We start from the raw sequence: 15789 nt of genomic DNA, 5'->3' as shown, positions 1-15789 counted from the left end.
CCTTCACAGCGTGACGATGCGGTTCTCGTGGCGGGACAGTTCACAGGCGTCGGCGATCCGGAAGGCCGCGAGCGCGTCCCGGACCGTACACGGCACCTCGCGGGTGCCGGCGACGACCTCGGTGAAGGCGGTCAGCTCGGCGACGTACGCGGGCTGGAACCGGTCCATGAAGGTCATGTGCGGCGGCCCCTCCGGGAACCCGACACCCGGCTCGGCCGAGCGGAGCGCGGTGTGCGAGTCCAGGCCGACCGCGATCGAGCCGAGGCTGCCGTGCAGTTCCATCCGTACGTCGTGCCCGGCGCCGTTGTACCGCGTGCCGCTGACCGCGACGAACGTGCTGTCGTCGAGGGTCAGCAGCGCCGCCGCCGAGTCCACGTCGCCGTACTCACCGAAGAACGTCTCGCCGCGGTTCGCGCCCGTGGCGTAGACGCTGACGACCTCGCGGCCGGTGACGTACCGGATGATGTCGAAGTCGTGCACGGTGCAGTCGCGGAAGAAGCCGCCGCTCTGCGGGATGTACTCGCGGTGCGGCGGGAAGGCGTCGTTCGTGTTCGCGCGGATGTGGTGCACGAACCCGAGCTCACCCGACGCCACGGCCGCCCGCGCCGCCTGGTACCCGGCGTCGAAGCGGCGCTGGAAACCGATGTGTACCGGCACCGTGGACGCCTCGACCAGCCCGAGCACCCGCTCGGTCTCGGCCAGGTCCAGCGCGACCGGCTTCTCGCAGAACGTCGGTACGCCGGCCGCGAGCCCCGCCTCGATCAGCGACGCGTGCGCGGACGTCGCCGCCGCGATCACGAACCCGTCGACACCGGAGGCGAGCAGCGCCGGTACGTCGGCGGCGGATTCGACGCCGAGCTCCTTCGCGACCACCTGGGCCCGGCCGGGATCCACGTCGGCGACGACCACCTGATCCACCGCCGGCAAACCCTTCAGCGTCGCGGTGTGGAACGCCCCGATCCGCCCGACCCCGACCAACCCGATCCGCATCCGCGCTGCCCCTCTCGAGAACGGCGCGCCACAGTCCCCGCGGCGCGCTGGTTGCTCGTCAGCTTTCCGGCAGCGTGGCCCGGGTGTCAATACTTTGTTAACACATTCTCACGTCGGCACATTTGCAGGTAACATCCGCTCATGACCGCCGTGCTCCCGATCCAGCTCGATCGGAGCAGCCCTGTGCCGCTGTACCACCAGCTGGCCGAGCAACTGACGGCCGCGATCACGGAGGGGCGGCTGCGGCCGGGCGATCCGTTCGAGAACGAAATCGGCATGTCCGACCGGCTGAGCCTGTCCCGCCCGACGGTACGGCGGGCGATCTCGGAGCTGGTCAACCAGGGGCTGCTGGTCCGGCGCCGCGGAATCGGCACCACGGTCGCGAACCAGATGGTGCACCGCAAGGCCGAGCTGACCAGCCTGTACGACGACCTCGCCCGAGAGGGCCGGACACCGCGGACCGAGGTGTTGGCACTGGATTGCGCGGCGCAGGACGACCGCGCTGCCGCCGTCCTCGAGGTCCCGCTCGGTACGCCGCTGGTCGCGATCGTCCGGCTCCGGTACGCCGACGACCTGCCGCTCGCGATCATGCGCAACTGGTTGCCTCCGGCCCTCAACGACCTGAGCCTCGACGAGCTGACCAGCGACGGGCTGTACGCCGTACTGCGCGCCCGCGGCATCCGCCCCACCGTCGCGCGGCAGCGCATCGGCGCCCGCAACGCGACCGCCGAGGAACGCCGTACCCTGCACATGTCCAAGGCGGAGCCGCTCATCACGATGACCCGCTCCGCCTACGCCGCCGACGGAACCCCGGTCGAATACGGCAGCCACTGCTACCGCGCGGACCAGTATTCCGTCGACGTCGTGGTGTCCGAACGCTAAGCCTGGCTGGCGATCAAGGTTCGGACCAGGCGGAGGCCGACCGAGAGGTGGGCCAGTTCGGGGCCTTCGGTCTCGACGATTTCCTCGAGCATCGTGGCGGCGCGGGCGAGGGCGGTGGCGTTCTGGTCCTGCCAGGTGACGACACGTTCCTCGGGGCCGGCCGACGGGTCGGTGTTGGCCAGGACCTGGCGGGTGAGGCGGGCATGGACCGCGTGCAGGTCGTCGCGGAGAGCCGCGCGGGCCATGGTCTGCCAGCGGTCGGTCCGGGGCAGGCCGATGATCCGCTCCAGGAAACGGCCCAGCTGGAGCCGCTCGCCGAGCGCGAAGTGCACCTTGGCGACCTCGAAGATGTCGATGTCGTCCCGCGACGCCGTCTCCACGATCCCGAGACCGGCGTACGCCGGCGGCAGCACGGCGATCCGGGTCGCGAACTCGTCCGAGACGCCCTTCTGCACCAGGGCCTCGCGCCGCTGCTCGAACAGCGCCAGCTCACGCCCGCGCAGCACGTCTGGCAGCGCTGACGTCAGCTTCGCGATCCCCGGACCGAAGAACTCGATGAGCTCCTCGATGTCGACCGGAGGCCGGCGGTTGCTGACCAGCCAGCGGGTCGCGCGCTCGACCAGCGTCCGGGTTTCCAGCCGCATGTGCGTCTGCGTCCCGGCGTCGACCACGTTGTCCAGCTCGGAGTTCCGCGACAGCAGCTCGGGCTGGGCGAAGATCCGCGAGGCGGCCAGGTTCGCCCGGACGACGTCCTCGACGGTTCCGCCGGTCTCCAGCGAAAGCCGGTGGTACGCCGTGATGCCGGAGGTGTTCACGAACTCGTTGACAACCTGCGTCGTGATGATCTCGCGACGCAGCTGGTGGGCCTGGATCTGGTCGGTGAACCGCTCCTGGATCGCCTTCGGGAAGTAGCTGGCGAGCTTGTGCTTCAGGTACGCGTCGTCGGGCAGCGAGGTCTTGAGCAGCTCGGCCTCCAGCACGATCTTGGTGTACGCGATCAGCACCGACAGCTCCGGCGACGTCAACCCGCGGCCCTCGGCCTTGCGCCGCTTGAACTCCGTCACGCTCGGCAGGAACTCCAGCTCGCGGTCGAGCAGGCCCTGCTTCTCCAGCCGCCGCACCCAGTCCTGGTGGACGTGCATGAGCGCGGCCGCCTGCGCACTGGCGTTGGCCAGCGCGATGTTCTGCCGGTAGTTGCTCTTCAGCACCAGCGCGCCGACCTCGTCGGTCATCGACGCGATGATGTCGTTGCGCTGCTTCTCGGTCAGGTCCCCGTCGGCGACCACGGTGTCGAGCAGGATCTTGATGTTCACCTCGTGGTCGGAGGTGTCCACGCCGGCCACGTTGTCGATGAAGTCGGTGTTGATCCGGCCGCCGGCCGCGGCGTACTCGATCCGGCCGAGCTGGGTGCAGCCGAGGTTGCCGCCCTCACCGACCGCGCGGGCGCGCAGCTCGGACCCGTTGACCCGGATCGCGTCGTTCGCCTTGTCGCCGACGTCGGCGTTCGACTCGGCGGTGGACTTCACGTACGTGCCGATGCCGCCGTTCCAGAACAGGTCGACCGGCGCCTTCAGGATCGCGTTCATCAGCTCGGCCGGCGTCGCCGTCGGTGCGCTGCCCTCGATCCCGAGGACCGCACGGACCTCGGCCGAGATCGGGATCGCCTTGTCGGTGCGCGGGAACACGCCGCCGCCGGCGGAGATCAGCGACGCGTCGTAGTCCGCCCACGACGACCGCGGCAGGCCGAACAGCCGCCGCCGTTCCGCGAACGAGGCCGCCGCGTCCGGCGCCGGGTCGAGGAAGATGTGCCGGTGGTCGAACGCCGCGACCAGCCGGATGTGCTCGGACAGCAGCATCCCGTTGCCGAACACGTCGCCGGACATGTCGCCGACGCCGACGACCGTGAAGTCCTCGCGCTGGCAGTCGTGGCCCATCTCGCGGAAGTGCCGCTTGACCGACTCCCACGCGCCGCGGGCGGTGATGCCCATCGCCTTGTGGTCGTACCCGACCGAGCCGCCGGACGCGAACGCGTCGCCGAGCCAGAACCCGTACTCCTTCGCGACGCCGTTCGCGATGTCCGAGAACGTCGCCGTCCCCTTGTCCGCGGCGACGACCAGGTACGCGTCGTCACCGTCGTACCGGACCACGTCACGCGGCGGAACGATGTCCCCGGCAACGATGTTGTCGGTGATGTCGAGCAGCCCGGAGATGAAGGTCTTGTACGACGCGATGCCCTCGGCCAGCCACGCGTCCCGGTCCGCGGCCGGGTCGGGCAGCTGCTTGGCGTAGAACCCGCCCTTGGCGCCGACCGGCACGATCACCGAGTTCTTCACCATCTGCGCCTTCACCAGGCCGAGCACCTCGGTGCGGAAGTCCTCGCGCCGGTCCGACCAGCGCAGACCGCCGCGCGCGACCGCGCCGAACCGCAGGTGCACGCCTTCGACCCGCGGCGAGTACACGAAGATCTCGTACGCCGGCCGCGGCTGCGGCAGCTCCGGAATCGCCTTCGGCTCCAGCTTCAGCGAGATGTACGACCGCGGCTGCCCGTCGGCGCCCGGCTGGAAGTAGTTGGTCCGCAGAGTCGCCTTCATCACGGTCAGGTACGACCGCAGGATGCGGTCCTCGTCCAGGCTCTGCACCGTGTCCAGCGCGGCCAGGATCTCCTTCTCCAGCTGGTCCGTGAGCATGCTCCGGTCCGGGTCGTCGGCCGGGCCGCGTGCCGGGTCGAAGCTGGTCTCGAACAGCTGCACCAGCAGGCGCGCCACGTCCACGTGGTTCAGGAACGTGTTCTCGATGTAGTCCTGGCTGAACGGTGTACCGCCCTGGCGGATGTAGCGCTGGTACGCGCGCAGGATCGACACCTGCCGCCAACTGAGGTTGCCGCGCAGCACCAGCGCGTTCAGCTTGTCGGACTCTGCCCGGCCGTCCCACACCGCCCGGAACGTGTCGGAGAACAGCGTCCGCAGCTCTTCACGCTCGTCGGTGTCCTCCGGCGCGCGCAGGCCGAAGTCGTAGATGTAGGCCATCGTGCCGTCGGCGCGACGGATCTCGTACGGGCGCTCGTCGACTACCTCGACGCCCATCGCGCTCAGGTGCGGCAGGACCTGCGACAGCGACAGCGGCGACCCGCTGCGGTACACCTTGAAGCGCCGCTCGTCCTCCCACTCCTCGTCGAGCGGGGTGTAGAGCGACATGGCCAGACCATTCGCGGCCGGCAGCCCTTCCAGGACGTGTACGTCGTTGACCGCGACGCGCGCGTCGAAGTCCTCCTTGTACGCCTCCGGGAACGCGCCGGCGTACCGGCGGGACAGCTTGGTGACCGCGCCGTCGCCGCCCTGCGCGTGCAGCGCCGCGGTGAAGTCGTCCTCCCACGCCCGGGTCGCCTCGACGACCTGCTGCTCCAGCAGCTCCGCGTCGTACTCGCCGACGGTCTCGCCCTGCTTCATCCGCACCACGAAGTGCACGCGGGCCAGCACCGACTCGGTGACGTACGCGGCGTACGTCACGGTCTCGGCGCCGATCGCGTCCTGCAGGATCTGCTGCATCTTCAGCCGGACGGCGGTGGTGTACCGGTCGCGCGGTAGGTACACCAGGCAGGACAGATACCGGTTGTAGACGTCACGCCGGACGAACAGCTTGACCGCGCGCCGCTCCTGCAGGTGCAGCACCGACTGGACGATCGGCAGCAGGTCCTCCACCGGCGCCTGCAGCAGCTCGTCACGCGGGTAGGTCTCCAGCACGTCGAGCAGACCCTTGCCGCTGTGGCTGTTCGGGTCGAAGCCGGTCTGGCGGAACAGCTCCAGCGCCTTGCGCCGCAGCACCGGGACCTGCATGACGCTCTCGGTGTACGCCGTCGACGACAGCAGGCCGATGAACCGGCACTCGCGGACCGGGTCGCCGTTCGCGTCGAACTGCTTGATGCCGACGTAGTCCAGGTAAGTCGACCGGTGCACCGTGGAGCGGGAGTTCGCCTTGGTCAGGATCAGCAGCTTCCGCTCCTGCGCCTTGGCGCTGACCTCGGGCGGCAGCTTGCCGGAGCCCGGCTTCGGGTCCGGCCGGAGGATGCCCAGCCCGGTCCCGGGGCTGCCGCGCAGGATCCCCTGCTGCCCCTCCATGGTGAAGTCGTACTCGCGGTAGCCGAGGAAGGTGAAGTGCTCGTCGGCCAGCCACTCGAGCAGCTCCCGCGCCTCCTCCACCTCGCTCTCGGAGACCGGCAGCTCGGCGGCGTCCAGGCCGGCGGCGATGCTGACCGCCTTCTCGTGCATCTTCGGCCAGTCCTCGACCGCCTCGCGGACGTCGTTCAGGACCCGCTGCAGCGCCTGCTCGAGGACGCGGTGCTCGGCGACGTCCGCGATCCGCTCGATCTCCAGGTGCATCCAGCTCTCGCGGACCAGGTCGTGCCCGTCCGCGGTCGCGGTGTCGTCCAGGACCTCCTGCAGGGTGCCGGCGACGTCGCGCCGGACCACGAACTGCGGGTGGATCAGCAGCTGGAGCTCGAGATTGCGCTCGGTGATCGCGATCGAGGCGCTGTCCACCAGGAACGGCATGTCGTCGATGACGATCTCGACCACGGTCCGGCCGTTCGCGGACCAGCCGTGCTCCTCCAGCGTCGGCGTGAAGACGTGCACCTTCGCCGTGCCCTGCGGGCGCGACATCGCGGACTTGTAGTGGTGCCGCGCGGCGCCCAGGCAGTCGTTCGGCTGGCGCTCGGCGACGTCCTCGGCGGCGACGTGCCGGTAGTACTGCTCGAGGAACGTCTTCAGCTTGCCCGGGTCGGCCGACTTGTCGTGCCCATGGGTGCCCGCGGCCACCGCCTTGGCGAGCACATCGGCCTTCTGGACGTCCAGCTTGCTCTGCATTCCCCACCGTCTCCACACGTGACGTCGGCGTCGCTCTCGCCGGACCGCACGACGTTGTGCGGTCACTCAGAGATTAGTCCACTCCTGTCACTGGTGTGGTGTCGGGACGGGCCTGTCATCGATTCGCGAGGCGCAGTGCGAGAGCCGGGCAGGCGAGGACTGCGCGGCGCGCGTCCGGGAGCTCACCGGCGGTGATTTCGCGGCCGCGGAGGACCGGGAATCCCCACTCGTCGAGGACGATGTCGTCCGGCAGCAGGCCGGCGCACAGGCCGTGCCCGTCGCACCTGGTCCAGTCGATCTCCACCTTGTTCACCGGCTTGTTCACGGGGTTGTTCATCGCGTACCTCCGAGGACTCCCAGCACCGGCCGGCCACATCCCTGACCCGACAGATGACGCCGTACGTCGTCGGCGAAAACCTCCAGCGCCGATGTGAGAAACCTCGCAGTGCCGTCCGGGTGCGCACAGGCTCCCCGGCCCGGGACCAGACCCAGATGCCGCTGGGCGTCGTGCCAGCCTCGCGGGTCGCCCACCGTCAGCCTGGCGAAGTCGTCGACCAGCGAAGCCAGACCGAAGACACATGGACCGCACTGGCCGGCTGACTGACCTCTCAACCATTCAGCGACCCGCGTGACCTCACCGAGCGGGCAGGTGCTGGAGCCGAGCGCCAAGATGATGCCGGCCGACACCTCCGGCCGTTGCAGCATCACGCCCTCGGTCTGCGCGAGCCAGCGGCCGTGGTATCCACCCAGCAGGACAGGTCCGGGCTCTGCTCCGGCGTACTGCAGGACTGTGTCGAGTGGGACGCCAGTGGGTGTCTCGATCACGCCAGGCCGCTGGACCGCTCCGTCGATCGTCAGCAACTGGGTACCGGGCTCGCTCGTCAGACCGGTGCTGCTGAACCCGCGGGAGCCGAGCCGCGCGAGTACGGCGAGCTGTGCGAACGTCTCGACGTTCGACAGGAACGTCGGGCGCCGGTGGTATCCCTTCCGCGTCGGCAGCACCCGGCGACCCGGCGGTACTGCCTTGCCGCCCTCCAGTGCGCTCAGCACCGCGCGGGCCTCGCCTGCGACGAAGCGCCCCGGAGTCTCTCGCACCTCGATCGCCAGGCGATCGTCGCGCTCCATCAGCGCCTCACGCAGGGACATGGCCGCGGCGCTGTCATGTACGGCGATCAGCACGTGGGGAGCCCGCAGCGCGTGCGCCAGGCCGACGGCGCCATCCAGAACGAGATGTGGCGACCGTGTGAGGAGCAGCCGATCCTTCCGGCTCACCGGTTCGCTCTCGGAGCCGTTGACCACGACGGCCTCCACACCGCGAGCAGGAAGGTCCTGCAGCTTCAGCGCGACCGGAAACGCCGCTCCGCCGCGGCCCCTGAGTCCTACCGCTTCGCAGAGCCGCACATAGTCGTCGCGGGTGAGCTCGGGCTGCGGGCCATGCGTCATAACGTGACGCTGAAGGTCCAAGCGACCCTGCTCGAGTCCGGCGAGGACCCTTGCCTCACCGATCACCCTCGTGTCTTCTACCGTGATCATTGGATCCTCCAAGCTCGTGTGGGTGTCGCGTTGAGGCGGTACGCGCCTGCGGTGGCAACGGCGACCAGGCAGCCGAGCGTGATGCCGAGCATCCACGGCGTACTGCGGTCGGTACCTGCCAGCAGGGCGTGGCCGATGGAGAGCAGCCACCCGACCGACGCGGCGATGTGGAGCTTGCGCCAGTGCTTCGCGAACGGCGCGGAGACAGCCAACCGGCCACGGGCTGCTCCGACAAGTGACGCCAGTACCAGGCTGTAAAGAGCAAGCGCACCGACGACCATGGCGAACGGCCGGTATCCGGCGCCGAACGGCCAGACCAGAACGGTCGGACTGATGTTCACGTAGCTGTCGGCGATCACCGCGACGACATGGGTCGCCAGCAGGACCAGTCCGGTCACAGCCGCCGACCTGTGCACGTACTGCAGCCAGAAGCGGGGCTCGGCTCGCCGTACGACCGGCATCATCATTCCGAGCACGGCGGACAGCGTGAACATCACCATCGTGACCACGCCGGCCGCGCGGGCCAGGTACCACAGCGTCATCAGGCGGCCCTGCTCGCGGTCGGCCACCCAGACAGCTCGGTGACCTGGCCGTCGTCAGCGATCAACCGTGCCGGGTGCCCGGCCAGCTTGAGCCGCCCGACAGCTGCCTCGCCAGTGGCGATGAGAGCAGTGCTGAATGTGTTCGCGCGTACGGCGGTCGGCGCCCAGACGGACGCGGTCCGGTACAGACCGTCCGCGGGTCGACCGGTGCGCGGGTCGATCACGTGGTGGCCGTAGCCGGTCGGGGTCTGCCAACGCCGTACCGTCCTGGTCGACGTGGTCAGCCCGCCGTGGGCGAGCGTGACGAGTACCCCCTGGTCGCCGGCACGTTCCGCCACGGTGACGACCCACGGCTTCGCCGGTTCGCCCGCCGCACGGAGGTCGCCGCCGATCTCGACGAGGACGGCGCAGCCGTAGCGCTTGCTGATCACGTTCGCCGCCCGGTCCGCGGTCCAGGCCTTGGCGGTGGCACCGAGGTCGAGGGCGCAGTCCTTCGGTACGCCGAGCAGCGCGAGCTTCCGGTTCAGGCGGACCTCCTGCCAGCCGACGACCGGCTTCGGGTCCCCGGCCGGCTGCGGGAAGCGCCGTCGTACCGCCTCGATGTCGGCGTCGTACCCGGCCGCGATCACCGCCGGGCCGACGGTCGGATCGACCGCGCCGCCGCTCATCTGGGCCGCGACCAGGCCGACGTCGACCAGGTCGACGAGCAGCCGCGACACCGGTACGAGCGCGCCGGCGCGGGTGTTGACGACCGACAGCTCGGAGTCCGGGCGGAACCGGCTCGCAGCCTTGTCGACGCGGTCCATCAGCGCCTTGAGCTCACCGCAGGCCGCACCGAGTACGGCGGGGTCGTCGACGGTCAGCCGGACCGTGCAACTCCACGCGGTCCAGGTACGGGAGGCGGTCATGACCCGTTGCTCCCGCCCTGCGAGGTCGCGCCGGAGCCGGCCGAGCCGAGCCCGCTCGAGCTGCTGCTGTCGTCCGAGCCCGAACTGGAGCTGGAGCTCGAGGAGTCCGAGTTGCTCGACGACGCCGTCGTCCCGGTGCTGCCGCTGCCGGAGTGCTTCGACGACACGACCGCGACCGAGATCCCGGTCGCGCCGACGCCGAGGACGGCGGTGGCTATCGCGGCCGCGGACGCACGGTGCAGCCAGCGCCGGCGGTTGGGTTGAGATCCGTGTGTGGTGACCATGCAGCAAGCCTCGGTCGAGGCTGTTCAGCCGCACTCCAAGAGAAGATCAAGCCACCGTCAAGTTCTCCTGAAAGCTCTCTGAGAGCACCTCTCAGGAGCGTGCCTCCAGCGGGCAGTCGTCCTCGCAGTGCTTGCCGATCGTGCCGACGACCTCGTCCGACACCTCGCCGAGGATCGCGAACCGCTCCGGCCCGAACACGTCGACGAAGAACTCCCGGACCCGCGCGGCGTGCGCCGGCGCACACTCCTTGATCGCCGCCAGCCCTTCCTCGGTGATGACGATCTCCGGGTACCGCGAGTCGCAGGCCTCCTTGCGGATCAGGCCGCGCTTCTCCATCCGGGTCAGGTGATGGGACAGCCGGCTCTTCTCCCACTGGGTCGAACGGCTGAGCTCGAACGCGCGCATCCGGCCGGCCTCCGACTCGGACAGGTTCACCAGGATCTCGAAATCCGATCCGGACAGGCCGAACTCGCGCTGGAGGTGCCGCTCCAGATGCGTCTCCAGCGTCCGCTTCATCAGCAGGTAGCTGCGCCACGACTTCTGCTCGGCGTCGTCCAGCCAGGGTCCTTTGCTGCTCACATCGACCATCCTACCCGGCTGGGTTGACACATCAACCCAAGGCGCTACATTGGTCGGATTGACGCATCAACCTAACTCTCTGAGGAGTGGATATGAGCAAGCTGATCGCGGTCGTCGGAGCCACCGGGGCCCAGGGCGGCGCGCTGGCGCGCGCGATCCTGGCCGATCCGTCCGGCGAGTTCGCCGTCCGCGCGCTGACCCGCAACCCGGACTCCGGCGCCGCGCAGGACCTCGCCGCCGCGGGCGCCGAGGTGGTCGCCGCCGACCTCGACGACGAGGCGAGCATCCGGGCCGCGTTCGACGGTGCGTACGGCGCTTTCGTGGTGACGAACTACTGGGCTCCGCTGACCCCCGAGGAGGAGGCGGTCCGGACCCGCGCCGAGATGGAGCTCGCCCAGGCCGAAACCGCCGCGCGGGCCGCCCGCGACGCCGGCGTACAGCACCTGGTCTGGTCGACGCTCGAGGACACCCGGCTGTTCTTCGCCGGGCGCGACGACGTCCCGAGCCTCGACGACGGGCGCTACAAGGTCCCGCACTTCGACGCGAAGGGCGAGGCCGACGAGCTGTTCACCAAGTACGGCGTACCCACGACGTTCCTGCGGACCACGTTCTACTTCGACGCGTTCACCACGACAATGCCGCCGACCCGGAACGCCGACGGCGTACTGACCATCACCTTCCCGATGGGCGACCAGCGACTGTCCGGCGTCGCCTCCGACGACATCGGCCGCAGCGCCCTCGCCGTCTTCAAGCACCCCGACCTGGTCGGCGAGACCGTCAGCGTCGCCGGCGACCACCTGACCGGCGACGAGTACGCCGCGGCCCTCACCGACGCCATCGGCGAGCAGGTCGTCTACCACGCACCCACCGTGGAGGAGTACCGCACGTATCCGTTCCCGATGGCCGTGGAGATGGCCAACATGTTCCAGTTCTACGCCGAGAACCACGACGAGTTCACCGGCGACCGCAACCTCGCCAAGGTCCGCGAACTGAACCCCGAGCTGCAGTCCTTCGCAACGTGGGTCACCAAGCACCGGGACGAGCTCAAAGCCTCGCAAAACTGAGGAAGTCGAGCACAAGAGATAACGGCCCGAGCGACACGTCTCGGGCTGCCATCATCGTTCGGTCACTCTCATCGGTTCACATGGTTGACCACCATTTGCACCACTTCACGGAACAGAGACGGAACAGATCGCCGCCCGGACCAGGCTGGTTGCACGATGCGGAGGTTCTACCGCAACCCGACTGCCATGCCGATCAGCGGCGGGGCAACTTCGCCATTGCCTGCCCCGAACAGCTGGCCCTGGCCTACTCCCGCCACCTCTACAACGCCGCGATGCCGTTCCCGCTGGTCACAGAGAAGGCGACGCCAGCGTCGCGGCAGGCATTCCTGATCGACACATTCAACGGCTCGCGTGCCACACTCACTCTGAGCCTTCAGCGCGCCAACCTCGCGGCCTGCACCACGAGCACGGTGCTCGTGACCGACACTCCTGCTCTCACACGGCGACGGAACGAAAGGCGAGGACAGGCATGCGACATCAGCTGCGACGAAACCCCGGTGAACTCCGGCCGGGTCCTCCCAGGCACCGACCTCACTCGCGACGGCGCGACGGAATGATCCCGGCAGAGACCTGGACGCCTTACACGAACTCAACCCACAATGTCCTTCGAGCGCATGACTAGCCGCGCCCACGGCCAGCAGTGCGTCGGAGCCCCCGAGCAGATCAACGGCGCGTTCGCCCGGCTCGTCGAGCAACCCTCGTCGTCCCATTTTGGCCTGCTCACCAGGTGTTGCAGCCCATCCGGCGGCTCGCAGCCGTGCGCTCGGCCGGATCCAGCAGCTCTTCAACGCCAGACCTGACATCACCTACCTCATCAGATCACGCGCTAGGCGGGGGCAACTGTGCGAACCCGCCGTGCTGTGCGCCCTCCAGCCAGCCAGCAGACCTAACGTCACACGACTCCAACTGCCGTCGCTAGGCGACCTTCCTGCGGGTTGCCGGCGGCAGGTCTGGCTGCACATCACGTGCACTCGTAGAGGCGCCCGAGGCGCTCAGGGCGACCGCGGTTGTAACCAGGGATGCATGGCTGAACGCCTGGGGTGTGTTGCCGAGGTGATTTCCGGTGACCGGATCGTATTCCTCACTCAGCAGGCCGACATCGTTGCGAAGTCCGAGGAGACGCTCGAACAGCGCAGCAGCGTCGTCGGTGCGGCCGATGCCGTGCAGTGCATCGGCGAGCCAGAAGGAGGTAGCCAGGAAGGTACCCTCACCTCCGGGTACGCCGTCGATGTTGTCCACGCCGTCATCGACCAGGTAGCGCCGCACGAGACCGTGACAAGTGAGGTCGCGCTCGATCGCGTCGACGGTTGCGATCACCCGGTCGTCGTGCCATGGAAGGAAGCCGTACCGTGGCATCAGCAGGATGGACGCGTCGAGCTTGGCGGATCCGTAGGACTGGGTGAACGCCTTCAGTCCGACGTGGTAGCCCCGCTCGACGATCTCCCGTGCGACGGTACGACGCAAACACGACAGTCTCGCGAGTTGGTGCGGCTTCTCGATCCCGAGGTGCTTGTGACCTCGGATTGCCCGGTCGATACCGACCCAGGTGAGCAGCTTGGAGTGCAAGAAGTGCCGCCGCGGACCTCGGACCTCCCAGAGTCCGTGGTCAGGCTCTCGCCAGTGGGCCTGGATCTGGTCCAACAGCGCCTGTTCCAAGGTGGCCTGATCCGGGTGATTAGGCACACCCGAGTCCCGGACCTCTGCAAGGATGTCAAGCACTTCGCCCCAGACGTCGTTCTGCTGCTGCTTTGCTGCCTCGTTGCCTATCCGGACCGGCGCAGAACCGGCATGTCCCGGAAGCCAGCCGAGGATCTCTTCCGGTAGGTGGCTAGCGCCGTCAATGGCATACATGATCTGCGGTTCCGAGGGGTTGTCGAGCACAGTGCGGACGAGCCAGTCGCGCCAGGCGACGACTTCGTCGACGTGGCCCGTGGCGAGGAATGCCCGCAAGGTGAAGGTAGCGTCGCGCAACCATGAGTACCGGTAGTCCCAGTTGCGGGAGCCACCGATCGTCTCCGGCAGCGAGGTAGTGGCAGCAGCCAGAATGCTGCCTGTCGGAGCGAAGGTGAGTGCCTTGAGGATCATCAGGGACTGCTTGACCTCGCTCGTCCAGGGGCCGCTGTAGGTGGATCGATTGACCCACTTGGTCCAAAACCCCGCGGTAGCGGCTACAGCGGTGTCCGCGCTCTGAATCGGTCGCTGAACATCGCTTGCAGGCATGTAGCTGAAGGTGAAACAGATCCGCTGACCTGGGCTGACGACGAAGTGCCCCATCCAGGACGCGTCGACAAGACAGAGGTCGACGTCGGACGTCAGGCTCAGCGCGTGACCGCCGCTCACCGCAACCAGTTGCTTTTTCGAGCGGCGAAAGGTCGGCGGACGCTGCCCGTACCCCATTCGTGGTGCGATCCGCGTGCGCATCGCGACAGTGCCGGAGATACCCTCGACAACCCGCACTATGGTTGGGGTTTCAGCGCCCGGAACCATGAGGTCGGTGACCCTGACCAGTCCCTCGGCCGTGGTCCAGTCCGTCTCGAGGATCAGGGTGTCGGTACGGTACCGGCGCTGGCTGGACCGGTGACTTGCAGCAGGCGCGAGGGTCCATTGACCGTGCCGTGAATCTCCGAGAAGAGCGGCATAGATAGCGGGCGAGTCGAAGCGAGGCACGCTCAGCCAGTCAATCGCTCCATCGGAGCCAACCAGAGCAGCCGTGCGCAGATCGCCGATCAGAGCGTAGTCCTGAATTTGCTGACTCATTGTCGTCCCCTCTTCTTTCAAGTCGGGTCCTGGTCGCAAGAGTCGATGACCGGCGACATCTTTCGCGCCCGTACCGAGCACCGGGGCTGCCCCGGGGTCGACATCGCTGCAACTGACCAGGGTTTCGTCCGCAAGGTGAACGACGACCTTTTGGCTCACCTCGAACCTGCAAACCCTGGGGCGAGGCGCGGGATCGGCCCAGTGCAAGCCCTCGTGCTCGGCACGGGCGCAACGGATCCTTCAGGCGCACAGACTTCATGTCAGAACCAAACCGGTGCTACCCCAGGACCGAGGAGTTCCGACATGGCTCTCGCGCCCGAGCAACTGCCGAGCAACGCGGCTATGCGACCGTTCAGGATCGACGTTCCTGACTTGGTCTGCGGATTACGGACGGCCCATCCCCGATGCGGCCGAGCCTGCGCATCGTGAAACAAGACCGGTGGGCGGGCGTTCCGACACAGTCAGCGCCCGTCCGCCGTACCAGCCCTGGAGGCTGCCTCCGAAAGTCGCGGCACCGACGACCAGCCCGGGCTTGGGACGATGTCGAGACGCTCTACGCCAAAGCAGGATCTATCGTCACGTCTACCGGGCTGACTCACCATCGGCCCAATGCGGAGGACTTGCCCCAGGAGGTCTTCGTACTTGTGTCGCCGACCCCCAACACCTCGCCCATGCCGGCTGCCGACCACGATCTGGAATATCGGACCTTGGACGCCGGCGTGCGCTCGGCAAGCGACTCACTTGCCTCCCGCCACCTAGCAGGCATTCCCGTCCACGATCTCGACGATCGGACGTATGCCGAGGCGCTGCACCCCACGGAGTCCGGGTGCACGATGGTAGCCGGCCGTCTGCACCGCGCCCGCGCACCACTACGCATAGCGCTCGCCCACCGACCGGTGATCCAGCCCTCGATGAACGGATACAGCGCGACCAGGGTGACGAACGCCGGCGGGACGATCAGGGCCGGGATCAGCAGGTTCCAGCTGATCGTGATGCCCCAGAACGTCGACTCGAAGCCCGGGAAGATCCGGACCGAGCCTTCCAGCCAGCCCATGTACCAGTCCGGCTGCGAGCCCGCGGTCACCTCGGCCGGGTTGTACGGCCCGTACAGCCAGACCGGGTTGATCTGCATCAGTGCGCCCATCAGCGCGGTAATGCCGAACACCACGAAGAAGAAGCCGCCGGCCTTGGCCGTGTACACCGGGAACAGCGGGTAGCCGACCACGTTCTTCTGCGTCCGGCCGGGACCGGCGTACTGCGTGTGCTTGTGGTACACGACCAAGAACAGGTGCACCGTGACGAGCGCCAGGATGATGCCCGGTATCAGCAGCACATGGACGATGAAGAACCGGGAGACGAAGTCGTCGCCGGGGAACTCACCGCCGAAGAT

At 68.2% G+C, this 15789-nt stretch carries 13 protein-coding genes; 4 read left to right on the top strand and 9 right to left on the bottom strand.

Features of this window, described 5'->3' with window-relative positions:
* Positions 1-3: 3 nt before the first annotated feature.
* On the bottom strand, positions 4-990 hold the full coding sequence (locus AB0L64_RS17645) for a Gfo/Idh/MocA family oxidoreductase (protein WP_363711159.1): 987 nt from the start codon (positions 988-990) through the stop codon (positions 4-6).
* Between the two features lie 141 nt (positions 991-1131).
* Here AB0L64_RS17645 and AB0L64_RS17640 point away from each other — a divergent pair, with 141 nt between their 5' ends.
* Entirely contained in the window at positions 1132-1872 is a 741-nt protein-coding gene (locus AB0L64_RS17640) for a GntR family transcriptional regulator (RefSeq protein WP_355696905.1), read from the top strand.
* Here the strand turns inward: AB0L64_RS17640 and AB0L64_RS17635 are convergent.
* The 5 genes from AB0L64_RS17635 to AB0L64_RS17615 form a co-directional block, all read right to left on the bottom strand.
* Positions 1869-6731 carry an NAD-glutamate dehydrogenase gene (locus tag AB0L64_RS17635; RefSeq protein ID WP_363711158.1) on the bottom strand — a complete coding sequence of 1621 codons (4863 nt, stop codon included), beginning with the start codon at positions 6729-6731 and terminating at the stop codon, positions 1869-1871. The genes AB0L64_RS17640 and AB0L64_RS17635 overlap by 4 nt on opposite strands.
* Before the next feature lie 115 nt (positions 6732-6846).
* Positions 6847-7068 carry a ferredoxin gene (locus AB0L64_RS17630; RefSeq protein WP_363711157.1) on the bottom strand — a complete coding sequence of 74 codons (222 nt, stop codon included), beginning with the start codon at positions 7066-7068 and terminating at the stop codon, positions 6847-6849.
* A complete protein-coding gene (locus AB0L64_RS17625; protein ID WP_363711156.1) occupies positions 7065-8174 on the bottom strand; it encodes an NADH-ubiquinone oxidoreductase-F iron-sulfur binding region domain-containing protein in 1110 nt (369 codons plus the stop codon). Before AB0L64_RS17625 ends, AB0L64_RS17630 begins: the two co-directional genes overlap by 4 nt.
* A gap of 86 nt (positions 8175-8260) precedes the next feature.
* Positions 8261-8833 (bottom strand): hypothetical protein, encoded by a 573-nt coding sequence (locus AB0L64_RS17620; protein ID WP_363711155.1) that lies wholly within the window; start codon positions 8831-8833, stop codon positions 8261-8263.
* A complete protein-coding gene (locus tag AB0L64_RS17615) occupies positions 8806-9714 on the bottom strand; it encodes an FAD:protein FMN transferase (RefSeq protein ID WP_363711154.1) in 909 nt (302 codons plus the stop codon). The genes AB0L64_RS17620 and AB0L64_RS17615 overlap by 28 nt, the downstream gene beginning before the upstream one ends.
* Before the next feature lie 6 nt (positions 9715-9720).
* On the opposite strand from AB0L64_RS17615, the gene AB0L64_RS17610 reads away from it, so the two are divergent.
* Entirely contained in the window at positions 9721-9978 is a 258-nt protein-coding gene (locus tag AB0L64_RS17610; protein WP_363711153.1) for a hypothetical protein, read from the top strand.
* Between the two features lie 111 nt (positions 9979-10089).
* On the opposite strand, the gene AB0L64_RS17605 is transcribed toward AB0L64_RS17610, so the two are convergent.
* On the bottom strand, positions 10090-10587 hold the full coding sequence (locus tag AB0L64_RS17605) for a MarR family winged helix-turn-helix transcriptional regulator (protein WP_363711152.1): 498 nt from the start codon (positions 10585-10587) through the stop codon (positions 10090-10092).
* An 83-nt stretch (positions 10588-10670) separates the two neighbouring features.
* Between AB0L64_RS17605 and AB0L64_RS17600 the strand changes: the two genes are divergently transcribed.
* Together AB0L64_RS17600 and AB0L64_RS17595 are read left to right on the top strand one after the other, a co-directional pair.
* Positions 10671-11642, top strand: a complete 972-nt coding sequence (locus tag AB0L64_RS17600) for an NmrA/HSCARG family protein (RefSeq protein ID WP_363711151.1) — start codon at positions 10671-10673, stop codon at positions 11640-11642.
* A 149-nt stretch (positions 11643-11791) separates the two neighbouring features.
* Positions 11792-12199: a hypothetical protein gene (locus AB0L64_RS17595; protein WP_363711150.1), complete on the top strand. Its 408-nt coding sequence runs from the start codon at positions 11792-11794 to the stop codon at positions 12197-12199.
* A gap of 358 nt (positions 12200-12557) precedes the next feature.
* Here AB0L64_RS17595 and AB0L64_RS17590 read toward each other — a convergent pair whose 3' ends face one another.
* Together AB0L64_RS17590 and AB0L64_RS17585 are read right to left on the bottom strand one after the other, a co-directional pair.
* Entirely contained in the window at positions 12558-14558 is a 2001-nt protein-coding gene (locus tag AB0L64_RS17590; RefSeq protein WP_363711149.1) for a glycoside hydrolase family 15 protein, read from the bottom strand.
* Between the two features lie 436 nt (positions 14559-14994).
* A partial coding sequence (locus AB0L64_RS17585) for a cytochrome b N-terminal domain-containing protein (protein WP_363711148.1) occupies positions 14995-15789 on the bottom strand: 795 nt, incomplete at its 5' end.

The sequence above is a fragment of the Kribbella sp. NPDC051936 genome (assembly GCF_040680955.1).
Taxonomy (GTDB): Bacteria; Actinomycetota; Actinomycetes; order Propionibacteriales; family Kribbellaceae; genus Kribbella.
Note: the sequence above shows the minus strand (reverse complement) of the source record. Positions and strands in the feature narration are given on the sequence as shown.

Bases quoted from the DNA above. Each gene is read 5' to 3' on its own strand.
- AB0L64_RS17645 (WP_363711159.1), bottom strand. From the start codon at position 990: ATGCGGATCGGGTTGGTCGGGGTCGGGCGGATCGGGGCGTTCCACACC.
- AB0L64_RS17640 (WP_355696905.1), top strand. From the start codon at position 1,132: ATGACCGCCGTGCTCCCGATCCAGCTCGATCGGAGCAGCCCTGTGCCG.
- AB0L64_RS17635 (WP_363711158.1), bottom strand. From the start codon at position 6,731: ATGCAGAGCAAGCTGGACGTCCAGAAGGCCGATGTGCTCGCCAAGGCG.
- AB0L64_RS17630 (WP_363711157.1), bottom strand. From the start codon at position 7,068: ATGAACAACCCCGTGAACAAGCCGGTGAACAAGGTGGAGATCGACTGG.
- AB0L64_RS17625 (WP_363711156.1), bottom strand. From the start codon at position 8,174: ATGACGCATGGCCCGCAGCCCGAGCTCACCCGCGACGACTATGTGCGG.
- AB0L64_RS17615 (WP_363711154.1), bottom strand. From the start codon at position 9,714: ATGACCGCCTCCCGTACCTGGACCGCGTGGAGTTGCACGGTCCGGCTG.
- AB0L64_RS17605 (WP_363711152.1), bottom strand. From the start codon at position 10,587: ATGGTCGATGTGAGCAGCAAAGGACCCTGGCTGGACGACGCCGAGCAG.
- AB0L64_RS17600 (WP_363711151.1), top strand. From the start codon at position 10,671: ATGAGCAAGCTGATCGCGGTCGTCGGAGCCACCGGGGCCCAGGGCGGC.